We start from the raw sequence: 5,073 nt of genomic DNA, 5'->3' as shown, positions 1-5,073 counted from the left end.
GCTGGGGGTTGAACGCATGGCTTGGATTTATCTTCAATCGAAAGTCTGGATTTAAGAAAATCCTAGTCGAATCGCCACGCCTGAGTCAATCGGCATCCTGCTTGCCATGGCTAGGTGCAGGGCTGAGCATCGCTTTCATCATAGAGATGGTGGATTTTTCACCGGACGCCAGCCGCATGGAGTGTAAAGTGCCGCCGCCTGCACGCGGTCATTCGGTTTCGCGCTGGCGGGGGAAGCAGCAATGGCATGATTCACAAACTTGAACGATGGGCTTGGGCAGGCGGCGCTCTGCTGGCGGCAAACGCCGGCATGGTCAATGCCGTGGGACTGAAAAGCTACGCCCATCAGGCCGTCACCCACGTCACCGGCAGCACCACCCTTTTCACCCTCGCCGTAGCGCACCATGACCTCGCGGCCGTGTCGGACCTCGGCATGGTGCTGCTCTCCTTTGTAGCCGGCGCTGCGCTCAGCGGCTTCATCGTGCAGAAGGATGCGCTCAAACTCGGGCGGCGTTACGGCGTGGCGCTCTTGATCGAAAGCCTGCTCCTCATGGTCGCCGCGTCCCTCATGCGCTCAAACAACGGCCTCGCCAGCTACTTTGCCTCCGCTGCCTGCGGCCTGCAAAATGCCATGGCCAGCACCTACAGCGGCGCCGTCTTGCGCACCACCCACGTCTCTGGCATGTTCACCGATCTCGGCGCCGCCTTCGGCCACTGGCTGCGCGGCCTCAGCGTGGATGCCAAACGCGTCCGGCTCTACGCCACCCTCGTCGGCTCCTTCATGCTCGGCGGCGTCCTCGGCACGCTGCTCTTCGACGTTTACTCCTACAACACCCTCTACATCCCCGCCGCGCTCACAGGCATGGCCGCCGCAGGCTACACCCTCTACGCCCACATGCGCCACGGGTGACTCACCGCACCGTCTGCGTCACCGCCACCGCCACCGCCACCGCCACCGTCGGCACGATCCAAAACTCCCGCTCGCTAGCCTCACCCCAGCCTGCTCGGCGGGACTGGCGCTGGTCCGTCAGGACGGGAGTTGGTTTTGTTGTTTGCGGAGGCGCATGGGCTTTGTCTTTTTTGGGCCTGGGCGATGACGAATCAGCAGGGGTATTTTGATGCGCTGCAGTTGGAGTTTAGGGATGGGAGTTTGAGGCGGGAGGCGATTGTGCAGTTCAAGGCGGTGGCATCGGGGATTTGGGTGTCAGGGTGGAGGGGGCAGGCGGAAAATTAATTCGCTGTTTCCAAGAGGCTAAAAGTCAATTGATTGCGGTCATGAGCCTAAGGTGAATGTTTATTTAAAAAATATAAAAGTTGCATTTGATGCCGGGTACGTGATGAAATAGAGCGATTATTTTGTAAGCTATCTCATGCGTAGGTAATCATCCGTTATCCAAGAATATAAAACCTGGAATGATGAAGAAAGATGTTTCTGCCTCGCAATTTTGTTTCGGCCAAAGGCGCGAAGAGATGGTGGGCGCAGGCCTGCCGCGAGCCCTGCGCACAGGCGCATGCCCTTTCATCCGCCCGCGTGAGGGCTGAATGCGTACGGCCGCTCTTCTGCTGAGGCTCACTCCCTTTGAATTTCAACCTTAACACAGACACCCCATGGACATCACACTACGAGAACTGAACGAGCTTAAGCGTCAGATAGACATCAACGAAGGCCTTGCGCAGCCTGTGAAAACTCATGCGCTGCCGCCGCGGGCGCGTTTGCTGGCGGAGGGGGATTCGTGGTTTGCGTATCCGCGCCGGCAGCTGGTCTTCGGCGCGGCGGGGAATGTGATCTCCTGCCTGCGCAAAGCGCACAAGGATCTGGAGATCGACGACATTGCCTCCAATGGTGACGAGGCCGTGGCGATGGTGTCCGGGGATGCCAAGCTTGATTTTCTGACACGGATCGCCCGCACTGAGTATGACCTGCTGCTGTTTTCCGGCGGTGGCAACGACCTGGTGGGCCAGTACGACTTCAACTTTTTTCTGCGCGACCGGAAGGCGGTGACCAATCCACTGGACTGCCTGATCAAGGAGCGCCTGGACAGGCGCATCGAGCGGGTGGCGGGCTCCTATGCGGATCTGGTGGATCTGGTGGGGGAATATTCGCGGAACCGCAAGATCAAGATCGTGAGCCATGCCTACGACTGGGCGATTCCCAGCCCGGAGGGGGCGAGCTTTTGGAACGGCCTGATCAAGGTGGATTCAGGACGCTCGTGGATGCATCCTTACATGGTGGCGAAGTCGATCACAGACCCGGATGAGCAGTATGCCATCGTGAAGCATCTGCTGAGCCAGTTTGCGGCGCGTATCGCAGAGATCGCGCAGAAGAGCGCGGGACGTTTTGTGCTGGTGAACACGCAGGGCACGCTGCCTGCGCGGGACCGCAACTGGTGGGTGAACGAGATCCATCCAAGTCCGGAGGGATTTGCCCAGATCGCGAAGGTGATTTTCGACCAGGGCATCAATCCGCTGCTTCCGCCTCCTTGATCCCCGGGGCGTGCCGCACGGACCGCCCGCTTCATCCACTTCCATATTCCAAAGTTATGAACGACAAAATCATCATCACCAACAAAACGGCCCTGAGTCAAAAGTATGGCAAGGAGGGGCTCACCAAGATCAACAAGGCTTTGAAGGACGTCCTGAAGGCGGACGCGAACCGTGGGATCAAGACTTCCGTGATTTACCTGGATGACGAGGCTGCGATGAAAAAGCTGGGCGGGGTGGCTGTGACGACGGCATCCAGCCCGAAGCAGAACAAGGATGCCATCGATGCGATAGCCAAGGCGGCCAGCCCGGACTATCTGATGATCTTGGGAGCACCGGATGTGGTGCCGCATCAGGATCTCATCAACCCGGCCTTTGACCCGGGGAACGATGATGATGCCAACGCGGAGGGGGATCTTCCCTATGCGTGTGATGTGCCGTACTCACGTGATCCGGCGAAATTTGTGGGGCCTGCGCGTGTGGTGGGACGGCTGCCGGATCTGGCAGGGGCGAGTGATCCTGCCCACCTGATCTCCTTGCTGGCGGTGGCCGCCGGCTACCAAAGCCGCCCCGCCCAGAACTATGCCAAATACTTTGGACTTTCCGCGCATGTTTGGAAGGGCTCCACGACACTGAGCCTGGAAAACGTCTTCGGGAATGCCACCTCCCTGCTGACATCACCCACAGCCGGGCCGAGCTACCCGCAGGGCGAAATGAAGGCTTTGACGCACTTCATCAACTGCCATGGAGGCGAGGCTGATCCGCAGTTCTATGGTCAGAAGGGCAGCAGTTATCCGCCCTCCGTCACCACGAAGGACGCGGCGGGCCAGATCAAGGAGGGCACGGTGGCTGCGGCGGAGTGTTGCTATGGCGGGGAGCTTTACGACTCGGAGACGCTGGGAATCGACATGCCGATCTGCCAGAGCTACCTGCGCCAGGGGGCCTATGGCTTTTTTGGCAGCACGACGATTGCTTATGGACCAGCAGACAGCAACGGATCGGCGGATTACATCTGCCAGGACTTTTTGATCCAAGTGCTGGGAGGTGCCTCACTGGGAAGGGCGGCGCTGATCGCACGACAGCATTTTGTGGAGCGCAACAGCCAGATGGATCCCTTTGATTTAAAGACCCTGGCCCAGTTTTGCCTGCTGGGGGACCCGAGTGTCCAGCCGGTGGCTGCAGCGGGGGACACCAAGGTGGCGAAAGGTACAACGGACGCGAGCGCAGAACGCTTTGCCCGTGCTGAGCGACGTGTGAAACTCAAACAAATGGGGGAATTCCTTTCGCAGACGAAACCGACCGCCTCGAAGAAGGTGCGAACGGGCAGGGTGACGCCTACGACCAAGGCCGCGCTGGCCAACATCGCGAAGAAGGCGGGGATCGGGGATGCGAAGCCGTTTTCCGCCTTTGCGGTGCGCAACAAGGCGCCGAAGCAGAAGAGGGGCGGGAAATCGGAGGCGGTGCCGTCGCGTTACTTCATCAATGTGTGGAAGCCGAAGAAGACGCATGATGGGCTGCATCTTGGCGTGGGAGTGGTTGCAAAAGAGCTGAACGGCAGGATTGTGGACTACCGAATTTATTACCAACGATGATGGGGCACTGAATCTGCGTATGACTCCTGAACATGTGACTGGCTTGAAAGGGCGGGTGGTGCAGGGGCCCTACGGTCTCGGGAGCAAGAGCGAACGGACGGCGGTTTTTTTGGTGACCCAGGCTGGCGACCATAAGTACCTTCTGCGCCGCAAGACGGGCCCGACCTATGGAGACGAGGTCGTGGCGGCGCTGGAAGGGAAAACGGTGGTTTGTGATGGGTTCATCCTGGGCGGGACGCTGATGGCTGAGGACATACGTGAGGTGTGACAAACGCCGGCCCGGCAAGACCGCGCATGGCGCGCGCTTGAGCGCCGATGCCCCCGGGATATTTTGTGAGAACGCCTGCCTATGCCCGGCTTGCTTCAGGGGCTTGGGTGCTGAAACACTGCCAAGGGTGGATGAGGAGGAGGATCAGGAAGCGAGAGCGGCGAGGACTTGTTCGAGATGCTCGTCGGGTTTTATCTTTTCTAGGATAGCGGTGATGTGGCCGGTCTCGCTGATGATGAAGGTGCTGCGCTCGGTGCCCATGTAGGTTTTGCCGTAGAGGGTTTTTTCGACCCAGACGCCGTAGGCGTTGACGATGGTGTGGTCTGGATCGGCGATGAGGGGGAAGGGGAGGGTGTACTTTTCGATGAACTTGGCGTGGCGCTTGAGGGGATCGGTGCTGATGCCGAAGAGGAGGGCTTTCTTGGTGATCTGGGACCAGGCGTCGCGGAGGGCGCAGGCTTGCTTGGTGCAGCCGGGGGTGTCGTCTTTGGGGTAGAAGTAGAGGACTACTTTTTGGCCGCGAAGGTGGCTGAGGGTGAGGGTGGTTTCAGTTTTGTAGCTGCCGCCGATGACGGGGGCGGTGAAGTCGGGGGCGGGGGTGTGGAGGGCGGGTTTGGGCATGGGGGGGACGGGAATTGATTGGCCGCAAAAAGGCGCAAAAATTGAGGAAAAAAAAGAAGAGGGGATTGGTGATTGTGGGGTGGGGGGAAGTCAATGGGGCAGAGGGGGGGCT

7 protein-coding genes are annotated in these 5,073 nt (G+C 59.5%); 6 read left to right on the top strand and 1 reads right to left on the bottom strand.

Annotation, left to right across the window (positions count from 1 at the left end; genetic code table 11):
• The 6 genes from WAW39_RS18570 to WAW39_RS18545 form a co-directional block, all read left to right on the top strand.
• Nucleotides 1–263 (top strand): hypothetical protein (locus WAW39_RS18570; protein ID WP_422320678.1); only part of this gene is annotated, 263 nt, incomplete at its 5' end.
• Nucleotides 247–909, top strand: a complete 663-nt coding sequence (locus WAW39_RS18565; protein WP_422320677.1) for a YoaK family protein — start codon at nt 247–249, stop codon at nt 907–909. The genes WAW39_RS18570 and WAW39_RS18565, both read left to right, overlap by 17 nt.
• A 129-nt stretch (nt 910–1,038) precedes the next feature.
• Nucleotides 1,039–1,233, top strand: coding sequence for a DUF6334 family protein (locus tag WAW39_RS18560; RefSeq protein ID WP_422320676.1), 195 nt, complete (start codon nt 1,039–1,041; stop codon nt 1,231–1,233).
• 374 nt (nt 1,234–1,607) lie between these two features.
• Nucleotides 1,608–2,483, top strand: coding sequence for a peptidase C14 (locus tag WAW39_RS18555; RefSeq protein WP_422320675.1), 876 nt, complete (start codon nt 1,608–1,610; stop codon nt 2,481–2,483).
• A gap of 56 nt (nt 2,484–2,539) precedes the next feature.
• Entirely contained in the window at nt 2,540–4,072 is a 1,533-nt protein-coding gene (locus WAW39_RS18550) for a hypothetical protein (RefSeq protein WP_422320674.1), read from the top strand.
• Nucleotides 4,073–4,091: 19 nt separating this feature from the next.
• Complete coding sequence (locus WAW39_RS18545; protein WP_422320673.1) at nt 4,092–4,340, top strand: hypothetical protein; 249 nt, start codon at nt 4,092–4,094, stop codon at nt 4,338–4,340.
• Between the two features lie 144 nt (nt 4,341–4,484).
• Here WAW39_RS18545 and WAW39_RS18540 read toward each other — a convergent pair whose 3' ends face one another.
• Nucleotides 4,485–4,961: a peroxiredoxin gene (locus WAW39_RS18540; protein WP_422320672.1), complete on the bottom strand. Its 477-nt coding sequence runs from the start codon at nt 4,959–4,961 to the stop codon at nt 4,485–4,487.
• Nucleotides 4,962–5,073: the final 112 nt, after the last annotated feature.

Source organism: Prosthecobacter sp. (assembly GCF_049294395.1).
Taxonomy (GTDB): domain Bacteria; phylum Verrucomicrobiota; class Verrucomicrobiia; order Verrucomicrobiales; family Verrucomicrobiaceae; genus Prosthecobacter.
This window is presented reverse-complemented; position numbering and strand designations above follow the sequence as displayed.